Raw genomic sequence first — 17,381 nt, 5'->3', positions numbered from 1 at the left:
ATTAAAAAATGTACATTACTAAAATTGAATTTAGTAATGTACATTTTTACTTTATAGCTCTTTATTTGACGACAATATTGACAAGTTTGCCTGGAATAACGATGATTTTCACTAAGCTCTTTCCTGCCATATATTCTTGAATCTTTTCATCAGCAAGTGCTACTTTTTCGATGTCCTCTTTTGACGCATCTTTTGCTACAACAATCTTCGCACGTACTTTACCAGCAACCTGTACAGCAATTTCTACTTCATCATCCACAAGCTTTGCTTCATCATAGGTTGGCCATTGCTCGTAAGAAAGTGTTGAATTGTGACCTAATAGTTGCCATAGTTCTTCTGCAATATGCGGAGCGATTGGTGCTAGCATTTTCACAAAGCCTTCAGCATAAGCCGTTGGAATCACATCAGCTTTATAGCAATCATTAATAAAGACCATCATTTGTGAAATAGCTGTGTTAAAGCGGATGCCTTCATAATCCTCTGTCACTTTTTTCACTGTTTGGTGGTATGATTTTTCAAGTGATTGATCGTTAGACACTTGGATTTTTGCTGAAATTGTGCCATCTTCTTCATTGACAAATAGACGCCAGATACGGTCTAAGAAGCGGCGTGCTCCATCTAAACCATTTGTAGACCATGCAACAGAAGCCTCTAGTGGGCCCATGAACATTTCATATAAGCGTAATGTATCGGCACCATGTGACGTAATGATTTCATCTGGGTTGACGACATTGCCCTTAGATTTAGACATTTTCTCGTTACCTTCACCTAGAATCATTCCCTGGTTAAATAATTTTTGGAATGGCTCTTTTGTATGCACAACGCCTAAATCATATAGAACTTTATGCCAGAAGCGAGCGTATAGTAAATGCAATACTGCATGCTCCGCACCACCAATATATATATCAACTGGTAACCAGCGTTTTAGTAACTCTGGGTCTGCAATTGCCTCTGTATTTGTCGGGTCGATATAGCGTAGGAAGTACCAGCTCGAACCTGCCCACTGCGGCATTGTATTTGTTTCACGACGTCCTTTTTTACCTGTCTCTGGATCGACAACATTTACCCATTCTTCAATATTTGCTAATGGTGATTCACCTGTACCTGATGGTCGGATATTATCTGTTTTTGGTAGCATTAATGGTAATTCTGATTCTGGAACTGGCGTAATCGTGCCATCTTCCCAATGAATCATTGGAATTGGTTCACCCCAATAACGTTGACGGGAGAATAACCAGTCACGTAGACGATAAGAAATTTTCTTCTCCCCTACACCTTTTTCCTCTAACCATTCAATGGCTTTCGCAATGCCATCTGCTTTATTTAAGCCATTAAGGAATTCAGAGTTAATATGTTGACCATCACCTGTAAATGCTTCTTTGCTGATATCTCCACCTTCAAGTACAGGAACGATGTCTAAGCCAAATTCAGTTGCGAATTCATAGTCGCGTTCATCATGTGCTGGCACCGCCATAATAGCACCTGTACCATAAGACACTAACACATAATCAGCAATCCAAATCGGCACTTTTTTACCGTTAATCGGATTTATTGCATAAGCACCTGTAAATACGCCTGTTTTTTCTTTCGCTAAATCTGTACGCTCTAGATCAGATTTCATTTTAACTTTCTCTAAATAAGCCTCAACAGCTTGGCGTTGGTCAGCTGTTGTAATTTGTTCCACTAATTTATGCTCTGGTGCAAGCACACAGTATGTAGCACCAAACAATGTATCAGGGCGTGTTGTGAAAACTGTGAAGTTTTGATCTGAACCGTCAATGGCAAATGTCACTTCAGCCCCTTCTGAACGGCCAATCCAATTGCGTTGCATATCTTTAATAGACTCAGGCCAATCAACTTCTTCTAAGTCATCGATTAAACGATCAGCATAGGCTGTAATTTTAAGCATCCATTGCTTCATTGGTCTGCGTTCTACAGGATGACCACCACGCTCTGATTTCCCATCAATTACTTCTTCGTTAGCTAATACCGTGCCAAGTGCTGGACACCAGTTAACAGCTACTTCATCCACATAAGCTAAGCCTTTTTTATAAAGCTGGATAAAAATCCATTGTGTCCATTTATAATACTCTGGATCCGTTGTGTTAATTTCACGATCCCAATCATAGCTAAAGCCTAGCTCTTGAATTTGACGTTTAAATGTCGCAATATTTTTAGCTGTAAATTCAGCCGGATCATTCCCTGTATCGAGTGCATATTGCTCAGCTGGTAAACCAAAAGCATCCCAGCCCATTGGATGAAGTACATTATAGCCTTGCATACGTTTAAAGCGTGATAGAATATCAGTTGCCGTATACCCCTCTGGATGGCCAACATGAAGTCCTGCGCCAGATGGATATGGGAACATATCTAATGCATAAAATTTAGGCTTTGCTGTTTCATTTTCAGTTTTAAATGTTTTGTTATCAGCCCAATATCGCTGCCACTTTTTTTCAATTTGTTCATGATTAAAACTCATTTCTTTTCCTCCTTCGATTGATCGTGCTGCTCTCCATCATAATTGACAAAATATTTAAAAAATAAAAAAACTCGCCCCTTTCTTATAGAAGGGACGAGAGAATTTGTACTCCCGCGGTACCACCCAAATTAGTGATTACACTCGGCTCAAGCTTCCTTAACGCGGAAGAAACGACACACGCTGTTTCACGCGGGCAGACTCAGAAGGCGAGTTCAATTTGCATTCTTACTAGCTCCCACCAACCGCTAGCTCTCTAAAAAGAACCACAAATCTACTATTCCTCATCACAGTCTTTACATGATATTGCATTTATTCTAATGGAAAGTATTGAAAAGCACAAGCCTTTGTTTACAGCTTACCCATTACTGAACAATTAAATCCTTTTCTTCCTTAGACTTTGATAAATCCTGACATTCATGAAAAGCAAAGTGCTGACAACCAATACATTGATTGGCGTTCAAATAATGGAAAGCTTTTGTAATTGCTTCTCCTGTATGCTGAAAAAAATGTTGCGCGCCTATTTTATCGTAAAGACCATTGTGTTGAAGAGCATCCTTTAAATCACCTTGCACACCCGTTACCAAGATAGTACCGCCCTGTGCTTTATAATTTTCTATGATATTGTTAAAATATGCTTCTCCAGTAGAATCCATAAAGGGCACTTTCCCCATCCGTAATATCAAAACTCTTGGTTGCTGATGCAAAGTACTTTCAATCGTTTGTTCAAACATTTGTGCAGCACCAAAAAACAACGGCCCTTCAATTGTGTACATACTAATTTGCGGGCAATCATGCTGCTGATGCACTACATGTGGCTGTACCTTCTCACTTTTATTTGAATGATCCGGAAGTACTTTTGTAACAACAAGCTTTTCACTCATACGTTTCGCAAATAATAGCACAGCCAGCACAAGCCCTACCTCAACTGCTAATGTAAGACTAGTGAATACCGTTAATAAAAAGGTAATCAATAATACCAGTGAGTCGCCTGATTTTAATTTTACGATATGTGAAAAATGATGTCGTTCACTCATATTCCAAGCTACGACCATCAGTACCGGAGCCATGCTTGCTAACGGAATATGAGATGCATATGGAGCTAATAACAATAATGTGATTAGAACAAACACACCATGAATGATACCCGACATAGGGGATACTGCGCCTGTTTTGATATTGGTCGCTGTGCGTGCAATGGCGCCTGTTGCTGGAATACCACCGAATAAAGGCGTCACAATATTAGCAATCCCCTGCCCAATTAGCTCACGATTACTGTTATGCTTACTATTTGTCATCCCATCCGCCACCACTGCCGATAATAGAGACTCAATACCACCTAGCATTGCAATAACAAACGCTGGACCAATAAGTTGTTGTAATCGTTCGAGCGTGATATTCGGTAAGGCGAAATGAGGTAATGTATTAGGAATTTGACCATAAGCCGTTGCAATGGTAGCAACTTGTCCTGAAAAGAGGAAAGTTGCCATAAGTGTAGAGACAACAATACCCGCTAATGCTCCAGGAACCTTTGGAAAAAACTTTGGTGTTATCACTATTGTCACCAAGCATACGACAGCAGTAAGAATACTATACGTATTTGTCGTACCTAGCTGCTTAATGATTTCCTGTATGTTGGCGATAAAATATTCATGCCTTTTAACATTTGTCAGCCCTAGAAAGTTAGCGATTTGACCTGTAAAAATAATCACTGCTATCCCTGCTGTAAAGCCAACTGTTACAGGTCGTGGAATAAACTTAATTAAAGTCCCTAGCTTAAAAAAGCCCATGATACAAAGCAATACCCCTGCCATTAAACCCGCAAGTAATAAATCTTCATAGCCATAGGTAAGAACAATCCCCAATAGAATTGGCACAAACGCCCCCGTAGGCCCACCTATTTGATATTTAGAACCTCCAAAAAGAGAAATAAGAATACCTGCAATGCAAGCCGTATAAATCCCATATTCAGGTTTCACACCTGATGCGATGGCAAAGGACATGGCAAGTGGAATAGCAACGATTCCGACAATAATCCCTGACAATAAATCCTTTTTTACATGATGAACTGAATACCCTTCAAAGCGTCCTGTAAACAGTGACTTCATAGATAAATCTTCCCTTCGAAATAATACGCAAAGCCCAATTTTTCATCATCATTGATTTACTTATTCTCTTCGTCACCTTCATTATTTGTCATTTCCTCTAATCTCGAAATGGTATGAACCAAATGGTTATTAAAAATATCCTTTGCCACCCCAAGTAATGCACCAATCATTGGGTCACTTAAAGAATAATAAACTTTTTTTCCTTCCTTCACCCCATAAACAATATTTTTGGCACGCAATACACTTAATTGCTGAGAAACAGCGGAACCCTCTTTCTCTAAGCAATCTTGAATCTCATTGACACTTTTCTGACCATCTACAAGGAGTTCAAGTATTCTGATGCGTAACGGATGTGCTAATGCTTTGAAAAAATCCGCTTTAAACTGTTGTAAGCCCTCTTCCATAAAAAAACCCCTCCATATAACTACATATTCAAATATTTGAATATGTATGATTGTAATCCTGTCACAGCAATTTTTCAATATCTACTATAAAAAAAGAACAAAATCAAGTGACTTGACACTCGATTTTGCTCTTTGATTGCAACATTATTAATCTGCTACTATTTTGTTCTTCTTTAAAGGATAATCGTATGTTAAACATGGAATAATCGCCAATAGTACGATGACCACCAATGTTAAAACGAGAGGAATCATGCCAAATTGATCTACCATAATACCACCAAATAGTGGACCAATCATCCGTCCTCCAGTAGCAGCACTATTGATAATCCCCTGATAGAATCCTTGTCGACCTTTTGGTGCCAATTGATTAGCAATCGTTGGTAATGCTGGCGTATAAAACATTTCGCCAAATGTTAAGACAAGCATCGCTGCTCCAAACATTTTAAAATCGTTTGCAAAGGCAATAATGCCAAAGGAAAGAGCAATCAGCGTTACACCAAATACTAATTGACGTTTTAAATTGTGTTCCCATCGCTTTACGAGCGGTGCAATGAGTGGTTGCCCAATGACAATTAGAAGACCATTTATTGTCCAAAGTAGGCTATATTGCTTTAATCCTAACCCTAAATCTTGTGTATAGGATGAAATGGTTGCACTCCATTGAGAATATGCTAGCCAGCATAAAACGGAGGATGCACTAATTATTAACAAAGCATAAAAAGGTGCCTTGTTTACGATTCGTTTACTTTCGCTCAAGACATTTTTAGGTGCAATACTGCCCACTTCCAAACGCTTAAATGTAAATAAGGCAATGAAAAAGAATAAAATATACATACCTAAATTCACTTTAAACACATAGTCAAATTGATAATCTGCCACAATACCGGCAAGGGCAGGACCTACGGCAACACCGACATTTTGTGCTAAATAGATAGTATTAAAAGCCTTACGTCCACCTTCTGGCCAGGCAGCCCCAGCTAAGGCAAACATACCTGGGAAAACAATGCCTCCACTAAAGCCTAGTATCGTTAAAAACCACACATAATGTGGCCAGCCGTGCCAAATTGTTAAGCCAATTAATGAAGCAATCGTTAACAGGATGCCAAGCATAATAGCTTTATAGCCACCAATTCTATCAAATAAGTAACCACCTAATAGATTACCTAATACTCCAGCAGCAGAATTCAGCATTAAGACAAAACCAGCCATTGCTAAAGATTTGCCTAAATAATCATGCATATAAATGGCATTCAAAGGCCATAAAAAAGAGTTGCCTGTTGTGTTCACAAGCATTCCGATAATTAAAAACCAAACACGTTTTGGCATAGGATGACCTCCATTATTTCGCTTCTCTAAATAGTTAGTGTATGCTGAAATACTTAAAAGCACAAGGAAAATAATTTTACCTTTTTTACAAGACTTCTACCCTATTTTCATTCGTTTTTATTTTTGTTTCTTACCATTTTTCTGCATCCATAACATGATAATACCCTTCCCCCATGACGGAACGAAAAGCACATGATAGAATAGAGCGTTAGAGGAGTGAAATAAATGACAGAGACAAATTTTCCTTTTCCCTCAGAGGGGAAAAGATACTATACATGGAATCGCTATTTACGTGACCAATTTGGTCATAAAGTATTTAAAGTGGCGTTAGATGCAGGCTTTGATTGCCCTAACCGTGACGGCACAGTCGCTTTTGGTGGCTGTACATTTTGTAGTGCTGCAGGTTCTGGTGATTTTGCTGGCAATAAGGTAGATCCAATTGATGTTCAATTTGCTGAAATCCGAGACAAAATGCATCAGAAATGGAAGGATGGCAAATACATGGCTTATTTCCAAGCCTACACAAATACACATGCCCCGCTGCCAGTTTTAAAAGAAAAATTTGAAGCAGCTTTGGCGCAAGAAGGTGTAGTAGGTCTTTCTATTGCTACTCGTCCTGATTGTTTACCAGATGATGTTGTCGAATATTTAGCAGAATTAAATGAGCGAACATATTTATGGATTGAGCTAGGTCTTCAAACGGTGCATGAGAAAACTGCCAATCTTATTAATCGCGCCCATGATTATGCAACGTATGTGGAAGGCGTTGAAAAATTGCGTAAGCATGGCATTCGAGTTTGCTCACATATCATTAACGGATTGCCTCTCGAAGACTATGACATGATGATGGAAACGGCACGCGCAGTTGCACAATTAGATGTCCAAGGCATTAAAATCCACTTACTTCATCTATTAAAAGGAACGCCTATGGTGAAGCAATATGAAAAAGGTATGCTAGAATTTTTAGACCAAGATGTGTATACAAAACTAGTAGCAGACCAATTAGAAATCCTACCACCTGAAATGGTCATTCATCGTATTACAGGCGATGGACCGATTGATTTAATGATTGGACCAATGTGGAGTGTCAATAAATGGGAAGTGTTGAATGGTATTGACGCTGAGCTTGAACGTCGAGTTAGTTGGCAAGGGAAGTTGTATAAGGCAGAGGTTACGAAATGAAATTACAACGTGTTTTACAATATGCCCAGCAGTTATTAAAAGATAGTATAGAAGAGGGAGATACGGCGGTTGATGCGACTGCAGGAAACGGTCATGACACATTATTTCTGGCACAGCTTGTTGGGGATGAAGGACAAGTTTATGCCTTTGATGTCCAAAAAGAGGCGGTTGATGCGACACTCCTTCGACTTTTAGATCATGGTTTAGAACATCGGGCAGTCGTTTTAAATAAAGGGCATGAGGAAGTCATGCAATATGTACACAAGCCAGTAGCTGCAGCTATCTTCAATCTCGGCTATTTACCTGGCAGCAACCATGATATTATTACAAGGCCTCATACAACAATCCAAGCTATTGAAAATATATTAAAGCTCTTAAAAGTGGGAGGATTGATTGTTCTTGTTATTTATCATGGTCATCCAGGTGGAAAAGAAGAACGTGATAAGGTCATTGATTATGTAAGTCAACTTCCGCAAAAATATGTCCATGTCTTAAAATATGCATTTCTTAATCAACAAAATGATCCGCCTTTCGTCATTGCATTAGAAAAAATGAAAGAATACCCTATTTAATAGTATTGTTGAGGACAAGCTAAAAGGCGACCAACTAGTAAACTAGCTGATCGCCTTGCACTTTATCTATTTATTATTACGTTTTTCATTATATTCAACCCAGAAATCTGCACCTTTAATGCCTAGTTTACGAGGATCAAAGACTGGATCTTTTCCTTCTTTTTTCTGTTTCTCGTAATCTTTTAATGCAACAATAGCTGGTTTCATAATAATTAAAATAGCCAGAACGTTAATCCAAACCATTAGACCAAGACCTACATCTCCCATTGCCCATGCTAGACCAGACGTACGGATTGTACCATAGAAGGCTGCAACTAAAATAGCAATCTTTGCAATCCAAATGAAAATCTTTTCTGTGCTACCTCTAAATAAATAAGCGACATTTGTCTCTGCAATATAGTAGTAAGCCATAATTGTTGTAAAGGCAAAGAAGAATAACGCAATGGCTACAAATGGAGCACCAAAGCCAGGTAATGATGAGTCAACTGCATATTGTGTATAGGCTGCACCTGCTTCAATACTTTTCGCAAAGGTCATTTGCTCATCGCCTGCTAATCCACCACTATTAAATTGTCCAATATGGATAAATGGATCTGCTCCTTCAGCTGCCTTTTCATCTTGTACATTGTACATACCTGTAAATAAAATCATAAATGCCGTAGCAGAACAAATTAGTAATGTATCAATATACACAGACGCCGCTTGAACAATTCCTTGCTTAGCAGGATGCGATACTTCCGCTGCTGCTGCAGGGTGAGCACCCGTTCCTTGACCAGCTTCATTGGAATAAATTCCACGTTTAACACCCCAAGCAATGGCAGAACCAATAATGCCCCCAAAAATCTCTTGGGCACCAAAGGCACTTGAGAAAATCAATGCAAATACTGTTGGTACTTCAGAGATATTCATAACAATAATGATAATAGCCATAATGATGTATGCTAATGCCATAAAAGGTACAATGATTTGGGCTGCATTTGCAATAGATTTAACACCACCGATAATAATTGCGCCTAATAAAACAACAATAATAAGACCTGTTATCCAAGTTTCCAAACCGAAAGCGTTTTCAACAGCACCTGCAATGGCGTTTGATTGGACGCCAGGCATTAAGATTAACATCGCAATCAAAGCCGCCACAGCAAAAATTACTGCAAACCATTTTTGACCCATTCCTTTTTCTATGTAAAAGGCCGGTCCACCACGATATTCTGTATCTTTCTCTTCTTTATAGATTTGAGCTAATGTTGATTCTACATACGCGGTAGCCGCACCAATGAAAGCGATTGCCCACATCCAAAAGACAGCACCAGGTCCTCCCATTCCAATTGCTGTCGCAGTACCAGCAATATTACCTGTACCTACACGTCCTGATAATGCGATAGACATTGCTTGGAAAGAGGATATTCCCTTTTCCGATTTCTCCCCTTTAAACATTAAAACAAACATATCTTTAATGTGCCTTACCTGTAGGAACCTTGTGATAATTGAGAAAAATAACCCAATCAATAAGATACCATAAATAAACCATGGTCCCCATAAAATACCATTCAACTTCTCCACAATTACATCCATTTTACCCCTCCAATTTAAAATACCTTACTTTAGATCATTATAGTATTACACTTTTCAGAAAATTACAATATTATTTTTGAGTAACAATATTTAAGTAAGTAACCTAGTAAATGGAAGGGGATAAACCTATTTAATTATATAACCAATTCTTCGAAGAGCATTATTAATAAAATCTCGTGTATACATATAAATTTCTTCGCGCTCTCCCTCATGAAATAAATTATGATAACAATTTGCCCATTCTTTAAACTGAAATTCTGTGAATTCCTGTTGATGAAGCCAATTTCGGGTTTGGCGAGTGTCCGTAATTTTATCCTTCTCAGCTGTCATAATTAGCATAGGCATATTAGGCATTTCACCTTTAGGCAGCATCACTAAATTTTTCATCATTTGCTGAAGTTCTCGATACCATTTCACAGAAACAACAGACATGAGCGGTACATCATCTTTCATTTCTTCTCTGCCTTCAACACTACGCGTTAATTTCTCTAATGTAATATCATGTGTCAACTTAACATTGGCTGTTAACGCACTTAGACTTGTTAAAGCATTTGTTAATTTACCTGGTAATAGCTTTAGTTGCAACCAAGGTGATGTTAAAATAATGCCTGCACATTCATATTGTCTCTTTTGCAGTGTATGGAGGATTAATGTTGCACCTAGTCCATGCCCTATTACAAAGGTTGGTAAATTATATGAAAAAGCATTTTCAATCAGGTTTCGTGTATACTTATTGTACAATTTGAAGTCTTCATCATGGACTCTAGCAAATCTTGCATTACCACCATGATTCGGTAAATCCCCCATGACTATGTGGAAGCCTTCTAATCTTAATTTCTCTATCAGCCATGCATACCAACGGTGATTTTCATAAGCACCATGAAGAATAGCAATCACAGCTTTTGCTTGTCCATCAGCTTCCCATTTCCACATTTACATAGTCCTCCTAAAAAATAATTACACTTTGATTATATCGAAATAAATAGCACATTTTAATTTTATATTTCCATAAAGTTGCGTATTTGATACGATAATACTACATTATAGAAAGAAAAGAGGCGATTTTCATGATTTATCCATTTAAAGATAAAACGCCAAAGATCGATCCGTCTGTTTTCATTGCTGATTACGCAACTGTTACGGGCGACGTAACAATTGGCGCCGAAACAACCATTTGGTTTAATACGGTTATTCGTGGTGATGTTTCCCCAACGATTATCGGTAAACGTGTCAGTATTCAGGATCTTTGCTGTTTACACCAAAGCCCAAAATATCCGCTCATTATTGAAGATGAGGTAACAGTTGGACACCAAGTCACTTTACATAGTTGTACAATTCGCAAAAATGCCTTAATTGGTATGGGATCCATTATTTTAGACGGAGCTGAGATTGGAGAAGGTGCATTTATTGGAGCTGGAAGCCTAGTACCTCCTGGTAAAGTCATTCCTCCAAATAGTTTAGCATTAGGTCGTCCAGCAAAAGTTGTCCGAGAATTAAATGCTGAAGATAAAGAGGATATGGAACGCATCGTACGAGAATACGCAGAAAAAGGTCAATATTATAAATCACTTCAGAAATAAATAACCTACACAAAAAATCAATACTAACGAAAAAATCCCTCGCGTTTTCGTGTACCGAATATGTTCACGAATCCTAGCGAGGTATTTTTGTAAAAAAAACAAAAGGAGCAATGTTGCTCCTTTGTTTATTAATACATTAGAATAATTTTCTAATGACTTCATTACTTTAGTTCAATAGTTTATAAACGTGCTTTTTCTCGTAGTGCGTCGGCTTTATCAATTTGCTCCCATGGTACATTTAAATCTGTACGACCAAAATGTCCATACGCAGCAGTTTGTTTATAAATTGGACGACGAAGATCAAGCATTTTAATAATACCTGCTGGGCGTAAATCGAATAGCTCGCGTACCCATTCAACGATCTCGCTTTCTTTTACTCTACCTGTGCCAAATGTATCGACAGCAATGGAAACAGGCTGAGCAACGCCAATCGCATAGGCAAGTTGTACTTCAGCACGCTCTGCTAAGCCAGCTGCTACGATGTTTTTTGCTACATAACGTGCCGCATATGCTGCTGAGCGGTCTACCTTGGTTGCATCCTTACCTGAGAAGGCACCACCACCGTGACGTGCATAACCACCGTATGTATCAACAATGATTTTACGTCCTGTTAATCCAGCATCGCCTTTTGGTCCACCAATTACGAAACGGCCAGTTGGGTTGATGAAGTATTTAGTGTTAGTATCTAATAATTCACTCGGTACAACGGGTGCAATAACAAATTCTTTTAAATCCGCTTGAATTTGTTCAAGTGTTGCTTCTTCATCATGCTGTGTTGAAATAACAATTGTATCCACGCGAACGGGTACATTATTGTCATCATATTCAATCGTTACCTGCGTTTTACCATCAGGACGTAAATAGGCAAGTTCACCTGATTTACGTACTTCTGTTAAACGGCGTGCTAATTTGTGAGCCAAGCTAATTGGTAATGGCATAAGCTCTGGTGTTTCATTACATGCATAGCCAAACATTAAGCCTTGGTCACCAGCACCGATTGCTTCAATATCAGCATCTGTCATAGAGCCTTCACGTGCCTCTAATGCCTGATCAACACCCTGTGCAATATCAGGTGATTGTTCACCAATCGCCACAAGCACCGCTAAGTTTTCTGCATCGAAGCCATATTTACCACGTGTATAGCCAATTTCTGCTACAGTATCACGAACGATACCTTTAATATCAACATAAGTAGAAGTTGTAATTTCTCCTGCTACTAATACTAATCCTGTTGTTACAGTTGTTTCACATGCTACACGCGCATTTGGATCTTCTGCTAAAATAGCATCTAAAATGGCATCCGAGATTTGGTCACAAATCTTATCTGGATGTCCTTCTGTTACACTCTCTGATGTAAACAGTCGACGGTTTGTCATTTGGTTTTCCTCCTAAATACTCTTACAATAAGTAGTTGTGTATGAATACGGTACTCATTACCCATGTCAAGTCCGCTCCTAAGGATTGAACTCTCAAGCCGTTACTGCTGCTTTTAACACGAGGATTTCGAAAGATCCGTCATTATAATAAGGAAAGAACTACATATACTTACCTTTACATTGATTTTTAACAATAAAAAAATCCTTTTCTCACGTTACTTTACATGAGGAAAGGAATAATGACTGCGTAACCTTTCACTCTTATCGTTCAAGGGATGTTCCCTTGCATCAGGTTGGCACCAGCGCATGTCGTGAAATAGTTCATGCAGGTTGCCGGGTTTCACAGGGCCTGACCCTCCACCAGCTCGGGATAAGAGTATCCGTTCAATTTCATGTTACTCAAAAGGTCGAACGTTGTCAAATATTTTCTTATGTATTACTGTATAGAAAGGAAAGAACCTATTACACAAAAACTTTTCATACTTGGATGATGATGTAAATAGAAGCAAATTAATCCCTACAACATACCTAGCTACTTGTGGTAACATATGTGTGGCTCAATTTTCATGCCTAATTACAGTAGGATTGATGGTATTCTACTCGAAAAACATTATTTTTTGTCAGTTTATTGAAAAGTGGTAAAAACTCTAAAATAATTTCTTAATTAGTATAGATTATTTAAGCAATTGTGTTATACTATTTTTGAAATTAAGAAAAAATCCCTCTAAATCAAGGGAATACTATAAAAAAGGATGGTATTTAATCGATGAATTCAGTAGAAATTGCAAACGAACTGAAGGAATTATTAAACGGCGGTAACATTAATGTTCAACTTTCAGTACCACAATTAGCAGAAAAAGCTACATCTCGTGGTGAAGCAATGTTAACAGTAGATGGCGCAGTTCGTGCAGAAACTGGCAAATACACTGGTCGTTCACCTAAAGATAAATATACGGTAGAAGAAGAAAGCACAAAAGATCAAATTGACTGGGGTAAAGTCAACCAACCAATTTCTTCTGAAGTGTTCGATAACCTATATGTAAAAGTAATAAAATATTTAAAAGAACGTGACGAGTTATTCGTATTCAAAGGCTTTGCAGGTGCTGACAAAGATTCACAATTAAGCATTCAAGTTATTAATGAATACGCATGGCACAATCTTTTTGCTCATCAATTATTTATCCGTCCAACAGCAGATGAATTAGCTTCTCATGTTGCCGACTTCACTGTCATCTCAGCTCCGAACTTTAAAGCAGATCCTGCGGTTGATGGTACTGCCTCTGAAACATTCATTATCGTATCACTTGAAAAGAAAATTATTTTAATTGGTGGTACTGAATATGCTGGTGAAATGAAAAAATCTATTTTTGGTATCATGAACTACTTATTACCACAACAAGGTATCCTTTCAATGCACTGTTCAGCAAACGTAGGTGAAGCTGGCGATGTGGCATTATTCTTCGGTCTATCTGGTACTGGTAAAACGACGTTATCAGCTGACCCAGATCGTAAGCTTATCGGTGACGATGAACACGGTTGGTCTGATAATGGTGTGTTCAACATTGAGGGTGGTTGCTATGCAAAAACAATCAATCTTTCTGCTGAAAAAGAACCAGAAATCTACAATGCAATTCGCTTCGGCTCTGTATTAGAAAATGTAGCTGTTGATCCAGAAACTCGTATTTGTGACTATGATGACGGTTCTCTAACAGAAAATACACGTGTAGCTTACCCAATCCAATATATCGAAAATATCGTTGATCCTTCTGTTGCAGGTCATCCAAAAACAATCATCTTCCTAACAGCTGATGCATTTGGCGTGTTACCTCCAATCAGTAAATTAACAAAAGAACAAGCAATGTATCACTTCCTAAGCGGGTTCACTTCTAAACTTGCAGGAACAGAACGTGGTGTAACTGAGCCAGAACCAGTTTTCTCTACTTGTTTCGGTTCTCCATTCCTTCCACTTCCTGCTACAGTATATGCAGAAATGTTAGGACAAAAAATTGACGAGCACGGTGCACAAGTATTCCTAGTGAACACTGGTTGGACTGGTGGCGAATATGGCACAGGTAGCCGTATGAAACTTTCTTACACACGTACAATGGTTCGTGCAGCAATTGATGGTAAATTAGCAGATGTTGAAACGACACAAGATGCTGTGTTTGGTTTACACATTCCAACAGCAGTTGAAGGTGTACCTTCAGAAGTGTTAAACCCTCGTGAAGCATGGGCAGATAAAGCTGCATACGATGCAAAAGCTGCTGAGCTTGCAGGCTTATTCAATGAAAACTTCAAGAAATTCTCAAACGTTTCTGAAGCCATCACTACACTTGGTGGCCCATTAAAATAACGACTAAATAAAAGACAAAGGGAACAACTTATTCGTTCCCTTTGTCTTTTTTGTTTTCTCTAAGCTTTATTGTTGCTTCATCCACTTGCAAAGAGCACGGACAGTTTCACGATTTTTTGCTGGTGGATATTGATGTGCGTAGTTAAGATCATACCAAGTTTCGAATGATTTATTTGCATCCTCTAAAAAAAATGCCAATTGTCTGGCATGTTCTATATCTACATTTTCATCACGATAGCCATGAATGATAAGTACAGGGGCTGTTATCCGCTCTATCTCAAAAAGAGGTGTTCTTGCATCATACGCTTCTGGTACACGGTTCGGTGTTCCTCCAATAACGCGCTTCATCATCCTGCGCATATCTGTACGTTCCCAATAAGTGGCCGTTGCATCAGAAACACCTGCCCATGTTACAACAGAAGTAATATCCTTTCTTAAAATGGCTGTCCACAGAGCCATAATACCACCTCGCGAAAAACCAAAAACATGGATATTGTCATTGCAAAATTGTTTGAGTACATCTACTGCGTAGACCGCATCGTAACGGTCTGCCCCTGCAAATTCGTCACGTCCCTCTCCCCCACGATTCCCACGATAGTATGGGGCAAATACGATAAAGCCCTGCGCAGCAAATTGTGCAATACGAGAGGGTCTTACCATCCCAATGCTTTGCATACCGCCTCTTAAATATAAAAAGCCATCATATGTACCTTCTTTTTTTGGTTCCGCTAATAACCCTTTTATACGCAAGCCCTGTGATAGATAGGTTATTTCTGTTAGTCGTATTGCTGGATTGGGTGAGGGATAGGCACGTTTTTCCACAATTTCACCATTGTATGTCACGGTCTTTCAACTCCTCCAGCATTTTCTTCATCCCCTCATCCTTCATGTGAAAGCTCAAGTTAGGATGCTGAGCAAATTCTTCATCGGTTAACCAAAGCATGCCTGATGTCTCTAAATCAAATTCTATGTCCTCTTGCGCTAAAAATTGTGCCGTGTAAACGGTTTTACAAAAAACGATTTCATCATGCACTGCATACTCTGCGAACCATTGAAGATTTTTTACATGAACACCCGTTTCTTCAAAAACTTCTCGAATTGCCGCCTCCTCTAATGTTTCACCTTTTTCTAACTTCCCCCCTGGCACTTCTACACCTCGTCGTTTATGGACAGTACATAACCATTTATTCTTATGCTTTAAAAGGACAAGGACGTGTTTAGGTTCTACTTTAAATTCACCTCTTGTAAAACTCAAATCTACTTGTAGGCCATGTAAATCTGTAAATGTTAACATCTATTCAACCTCACGTTCTTTCTTGTTGCAAAACAAAAGTTACTTTTTTTCATCATTGCTTCTATTTTATGGACAGAATTTAATCATCATTCCTATTCCTATCTATATTAACTATAGTGTAATCCTACAATGACAAGCAACTCTTAACTACAGTCTTGTAAAGCATGAAAAAAGCGTGCTTCAAAAGAAGACACGCTTTTCTTTAGATGACTTGCTGACCGTCAAAGTAGACAATTGGGCTTTTCACAACACAATCGATATGCACATCTGACGCATTGGCTCCTCCGAATGGTGCATTACTGCCAAAAGCAATATGTATTGTCCCAAATACCTTCTCATCCTCTAATACATTGCCGCATAGGATGGCACTTTTATTGGCCCCAATGCCAAACTCGGCAATAATTCTACCATTACCTTCCCCAAGTAAAGCAAGTAGACGTGCACCATCAGGACCGATTGCCTCTTCTAAGCGACCATTCTTAATTTTTAATAATAATGGCTCCTTTAAGACACCAATATTTGCAATAGAGCCATCTACTAAAATCTCTCCATTCGCAGATGTTTCTATTGGCGCAATATATGATTCTCCTGAAGGAATATTTCCATACTCACCTGGTTGACGAATAACACCAGTGGAACGAATTCCTAAACGGCCTTCTACACTAAACGTGAGCTCATGGCCATCCTTGACAATACGAATATCTTTTGCCGTATCAAGTAAAAGGACATATTTTTCTACCATAGCTTCGATCTCCTCTGCATCAGCATGAAGAGCACCTTGCTCTAGCATCTCCAATGTCACACCTGGCATTGTTGCTACACGCCCGCCCTTTTCACAGGCATGTTTACGAGCCATTGTATGTGTTAGGGAATGGGAGGTAATACACAGTGTAACATCGGCATTCGCCATAAGCTCAGAAACTGCTTGGATTGGCTCTTGACCAGATTTCTCTAACAGGGGCATCACCATGAACATTGTATTTGCTGTAATTGATAGTCCAGCTTCATAAAAAATTTTCGCGATGTCTTGTTTGTGATGATCTGTCAAAATTAATAGTGACTCTGATGATTGAACATTTAAATTGCCTTTTAAAACATTTAGTGCAATGTCATGTAAATGCTGCATAACAGGACT

At 38.7% G+C, this 17,381-nt stretch carries 14 protein-coding genes, 1 riboswitch and 1 other annotated feature; of the genes, 4 read left to right on the top strand and 10 right to left on the bottom strand.

Annotation, left to right across the window (positions count from 1 at the left end; genetic code table 11):
• Window positions 1-61: 61 nt before the first annotated feature.
• The 4 genes from leuS to V1L66_RS06140 form a co-directional block, all read right to left on the bottom strand.
• The gene (leuS, locus tag V1L66_RS06155) at window positions 62-2,479 is read right to left on the bottom strand and encodes a leucine--tRNA ligase (protein WP_333005413.1); all 2,418 of its coding nucleotides are present in this window, start codon (window positions 2,477-2,479) and stop codon (window positions 62-64) included.
• A gap of 86 nt (window positions 2,480-2,565) precedes the next feature.
• Window positions 2,566-2,776 (bottom strand) — a binding site (T-box leader).
• Between the two features lie 65 nt (window positions 2,777-2,841).
• Window positions 2,842-4,584 (bottom strand): sulfate permease, encoded by a 1,743-nt coding sequence (locus tag V1L66_RS06150; RefSeq protein ID WP_333005411.1) that lies wholly within the window; start codon window positions 4,582-4,584, stop codon window positions 2,842-2,844.
• A gap of 56 nt (window positions 4,585-4,640) precedes the next feature.
• On the bottom strand, window positions 4,641-4,988 hold the full coding sequence (locus tag V1L66_RS06145) for a helix-turn-helix transcriptional regulator (protein WP_026023572.1): 348 nt from the start codon (window positions 4,986-4,988) through the stop codon (window positions 4,641-4,643).
• Between the two features lie 147 nt (window positions 4,989-5,135).
• Window positions 5,136-6,314: an MFS transporter gene (locus V1L66_RS06140; protein ID WP_016995609.1), complete on the bottom strand. Its 1,179-nt coding sequence runs from the start codon at window positions 6,312-6,314 to the stop codon at window positions 5,136-5,138.
• 225 nt (window positions 6,315-6,539) lie between these two features.
• On the opposite strand from V1L66_RS06140, the gene V1L66_RS06135 reads away from it, so the two are divergent.
• On the top strand, window positions 6,540-7,496 hold the full coding sequence (locus V1L66_RS06135; RefSeq protein ID WP_333005408.1) for a TIGR01212 family radical SAM protein: 957 nt from the start codon (window positions 6,540-6,542) through the stop codon (window positions 7,494-7,496).
• Entirely contained in the window at window positions 7,493-8,068 is a 576-nt protein-coding gene (locus V1L66_RS06130) for a class I SAM-dependent methyltransferase (RefSeq protein ID WP_016994479.1), read from the top strand. The genes V1L66_RS06135 and V1L66_RS06130 overlap by 4 nt, the downstream gene beginning before the upstream one ends.
• A gap of 66 nt (window positions 8,069-8,134) precedes the next feature.
• Here V1L66_RS06130 and V1L66_RS06125 read toward each other — a convergent pair whose 3' ends face one another.
• A complete protein-coding gene (locus V1L66_RS06125) occupies window positions 8,135-9,643 on the bottom strand; it encodes a sodium:alanine symporter family protein (RefSeq protein ID WP_016994476.1) in 1,509 nt (502 codons plus the stop codon).
• Window positions 9,644-9,769: 126 nt separating this feature from the next.
• On the bottom strand, window positions 9,770-10,576 hold the full coding sequence (locus V1L66_RS06120) for an alpha/beta hydrolase (protein ID WP_269897669.1): 807 nt from the start codon (window positions 10,574-10,576) through the stop codon (window positions 9,770-9,772).
• Window positions 10,577-10,710: 134 nt separating this feature from the next.
• Between V1L66_RS06120 and V1L66_RS06115 the strand changes: the two genes are divergently transcribed.
• On the top strand, window positions 10,711-11,223 hold the full coding sequence (locus V1L66_RS06115; RefSeq protein ID WP_016994472.1) for a gamma carbonic anhydrase family protein: 513 nt from the start codon (window positions 10,711-10,713) through the stop codon (window positions 11,221-11,223).
• A gap of 179 nt (window positions 11,224-11,402) precedes the next feature.
• On the opposite strand, the gene metK is transcribed toward V1L66_RS06115, so the two are convergent.
• Window positions 11,403-12,599 (bottom strand): methionine adenosyltransferase, encoded by a 1,197-nt coding sequence (metK, locus tag V1L66_RS06110; RefSeq protein WP_258860400.1) that lies wholly within the window; start codon window positions 12,597-12,599, stop codon window positions 11,403-11,405.
• 258 nt (window positions 12,600-12,857) lie between these two features.
• Window positions 12,858-12,976, bottom strand: a riboswitch (SAM riboswitch).
• 389 nt (window positions 12,977-13,365) lie between these two features.
• Between metK and pckA the strand changes: the two genes are divergently transcribed.
• The gene (gene pckA / locus V1L66_RS06105; RefSeq protein WP_016994468.1) at window positions 13,366-14,952 is read left to right on the top strand and encodes a phosphoenolpyruvate carboxykinase (ATP); all 1,587 of its coding nucleotides are present in this window, start codon (window positions 13,366-13,368) and stop codon (window positions 14,950-14,952) included.
• 66 nt (window positions 14,953-15,018) lie between these two features.
• Here the strand turns inward: pckA and V1L66_RS06100 are convergent, their stop codons facing one another.
• The 3 genes from V1L66_RS06100 to V1L66_RS06090 form a co-directional block, all read right to left on the bottom strand.
• The gene (locus V1L66_RS06100; RefSeq protein WP_036078464.1) at window positions 15,019-15,795 is read right to left on the bottom strand and encodes a S9 family peptidase; all 777 of its coding nucleotides are present in this window, start codon (window positions 15,793-15,795) and stop codon (window positions 15,019-15,021) included.
• Window positions 15,779-16,246 (bottom strand): NUDIX domain-containing protein, encoded by a 468-nt coding sequence (locus V1L66_RS06095; RefSeq protein ID WP_333005403.1) that lies wholly within the window; start codon window positions 16,244-16,246, stop codon window positions 15,779-15,781. The genes V1L66_RS06100 and V1L66_RS06095 overlap by 17 nt, the downstream gene beginning before the upstream one ends.
• 202 nt (window positions 16,247-16,448) lie before the next feature.
• The gene (locus V1L66_RS06090; RefSeq protein ID WP_016995139.1) at window positions 16,449-17,372 is read right to left on the bottom strand and encodes an aminopeptidase; all 924 of its coding nucleotides are present in this window, start codon (window positions 17,370-17,372) and stop codon (window positions 16,449-16,451) included.
• Window positions 17,373-17,381 lie beyond the last annotated feature (9 nt).

Origin of the sequence: Lysinibacillus sp. IITD104 (assembly GCF_036698265.2) — a bacterium.
Lineage (GTDB): Bacteria > Bacillota > Bacilli > Bacillales_A > Planococcaceae > Lysinibacillus > Lysinibacillus boronitolerans.
This window is presented reverse-complemented; position numbering and strand designations above follow the sequence as displayed.

Excerpts from the sequence above, each read along its gene's own strand:
- V1L66_RS06130 (WP_016994479.1), top strand. The coding sequence starts at position 7,493 with ATGAAATTACAACGTGTTTTACAATATGCCCAGCAGTTATTAAAAGAT.
- V1L66_RS06145 (WP_026023572.1), bottom strand. The coding sequence starts at position 4,988 with ATGGAAGAGGGCTTACAACAGTTTAAAGCGGATTTTTTCAAAGCATTA.
- V1L66_RS06150 (WP_333005411.1), bottom strand. The coding sequence starts at position 4,584 with ATGAAGTCACTGTTTACAGGACGCTTTGAAGGGTATTCAGTTCATCAT.
- V1L66_RS06125 (WP_016994476.1), bottom strand. The coding sequence starts at position 9,643 with ATGGATGTAATTGTGGAGAAGTTGAATGGTATTTTATGGGGACCATGG.
- V1L66_RS06140 (WP_016995609.1), bottom strand. The coding sequence starts at position 6,314 with ATGCCAAAACGTGTTTGGTTTTTAATTATCGGAATGCTTGTGAACACA.
- pckA (WP_016994468.1), top strand. The coding sequence starts at position 13,366 with ATGAATTCAGTAGAAATTGCAAACGAACTGAAGGAATTATTAAACGGC.
- V1L66_RS06090 (WP_016995139.1), bottom strand. The coding sequence starts at position 17,372 with ATGCAGCATTTACATGACATTGCACTAAATGTTTTAAAAGGCAATTTA.
- V1L66_RS06115 (WP_016994472.1), top strand. The coding sequence starts at position 10,711 with ATGATTTATCCATTTAAAGATAAAACGCCAAAGATCGATCCGTCTGTT.
- leuS (WP_333005413.1), bottom strand. The coding sequence starts at position 2,479 with ATGAGTTTTAATCATGAACAAATTGAAAAAAAGTGGCAGCGATATTGG.
- V1L66_RS06095 (WP_333005403.1), bottom strand. The coding sequence starts at position 16,246 with ATGTTAACATTTACAGATTTACATGGCCTACAAGTAGATTTGAGTTTT.
- metK (WP_258860400.1), bottom strand. The coding sequence starts at position 12,599 with ATGACAAACCGTCGACTGTTTACATCAGAGAGTGTAACAGAAGGACAT.
- V1L66_RS06120 (WP_269897669.1), bottom strand. The coding sequence starts at position 10,576 with ATGTGGAAATGGGAAGCTGATGGACAAGCAAAAGCTGTGATTGCTATT.
- V1L66_RS06135 (WP_333005408.1), top strand. The coding sequence starts at position 6,540 with ATGACAGAGACAAATTTTCCTTTTCCCTCAGAGGGGAAAAGATACTAT.